Annotated in this window: 1 protein-coding gene; it reads left to right on the forward strand. The window is 69.6% G+C overall.

Annotated features, from left to right (window positions below; translation table 11 throughout):
• Positions 1-122 precede the first annotated feature (122 nt).
• Positions 123-1,499 (forward strand): IS1380 family transposase, encoded by a 1,377-nt coding sequence (locus ACIQZN_RS34905; protein WP_404002737.1) that lies wholly within the window; start codon positions 123-125, stop codon positions 1,497-1,499.
• Positions 1,500-1,659: the final 160 nt, after the last annotated feature.

The raw sequence follows: 1,659 nt of genomic DNA on the forward strand, positions 1-1,659 counted from the left end.
CCTCGCGCTTTCACGAACGAGCCTGTCCGAAGCGTGATCAAAAAGGTGAGGAGTGCCTCTGACCTGGGACGATAGGACTTGTCTAGGGTCCGGGTCGTCGTCAAGAAAGCTGCACTCCTCAGGTGAAGAAGCGTATCGGGTCGTATCCGTGTGTCTGCGTCGAGGGCGGCGGTCGTGGAGCGGTCAGCCAGGCCGGTGGCGTGCTGCTGGTCGAGACGGTCCGCAAGACCGGGCTGGATCAGGCGATATCGGCGGCGCTGGCGCCGTGGCGCAAGCCGCGGGCGGTGCACGATTCGGGGAAGATCCTGCTCGATGTGGCCCTGGCGGTCGCGCTCGGTGGTGACTGCCTGGCGGACGTGGGCATGCTGCGGGCCGAGCCGGCCGTGTTCGGTGCGGTGGCCTCGGACCCCACCGTCTCCCGCCTGATCGATGCCCTCGCCGCGGCCGGCCCGAAGGCCCTGTCCGCGATCCGCACCGCACGAGCACACGTCCGCGACCACGTATGGAAGTTGGCCGGGCCGGCGGCACCGGACGCGGGCGGGCAGGTGATCGTGGACATCGACGGAGTGCTCGTGCTGGCGCACTCCGAGAAACAAGACGCCACCGCGACCTGGAAGAAGACCTTCGGACACCACCCGCTGATGGCCTTCGTCGACCACGGACCGGGCGGCAGCGGGGAACCGGTCGCCGCTCTGCTGCGGCCCGGCAACGCAGGCTCCAACACCGCCGCCGACCACATAGCAACCGCCCAACTCGCCCTGGCCCAACTGCCGAAGAAGTACCGACGCGGACGCCGGACACTGATCCGTACCGACTCCGGCGGTGGCACCCACGAGTTCGTGGCCTGGCTCGCCCAGCGCGGCCGGTGGCTTTCCTACTCGACCGGGATGACCATTACCGACGCCATCCACCAGGCCGTCCTGAAGGTTCCCGCCCCCGCCTGGACGGTGGCCATCGAACCCGGAGGCGAGATCCGTGACGGCGCCTGGGTCGCCGAGCTCGACGGCGACGTGCTGGCCGGCTGGCCGAAGGGCATGCGGCTGATCGTCCGCAAGGAACGACCCCACCCTGGCGCCCAGTTGCGCTTCACCGACGCCGACGGACTGCGGCTGACCTGCTTCGCCACCAACACCACCGGCGAGAAGATCGAGGCCCTGGAATTGCGGCACCGCCGACGCGCCCGCGCCGAGGACCGCATCCGAAACGCCCGCGCCACCGGCCTGCGCAACCTGCCCCTACACGATGCCGCCCAGAACCAGATCTGGCTGGAGATCATCCAGATCGCGCTCGACCTGCTCGCCTGGATGCCCATGCTCGCCCTGGCCGGCGAAGCCCGCAGGTGGGAACCACGCCGACTACGACTCCGCCTCTTCTCCGCCGCCGCCCAGCTCGTCACCACCGCCCGCCGCCGACACCTGAGATTCGCCGACCACTGGCCCTGGACCGACGTCATCACCAGCGCCCTGGCCAGACTCGACGCCCTCCCGAACCCCGGCTGACCAGCAGGCTCCCGTCCCTACGAGCAGCACCGCCCCGCCGGAGCCGTGGAACCCGGCGCCCACCCGACGCGACAGCCGGGCCGTCAGCCTGCCCGCACCCGTCACAACAAAGCGAAACAGCCCACCAGTTGACCTGATGAGCCGTCACGAAACTTCGAGG

It is taken from the genome of Streptomyces sp. NPDC097595, from assembly GCF_044761525.1.
Taxonomy (GTDB): domain Bacteria; phylum Actinomycetota; class Actinomycetes; order Streptomycetales; family Streptomycetaceae; genus Streptomyces; species Streptomyces drozdowiczii_A.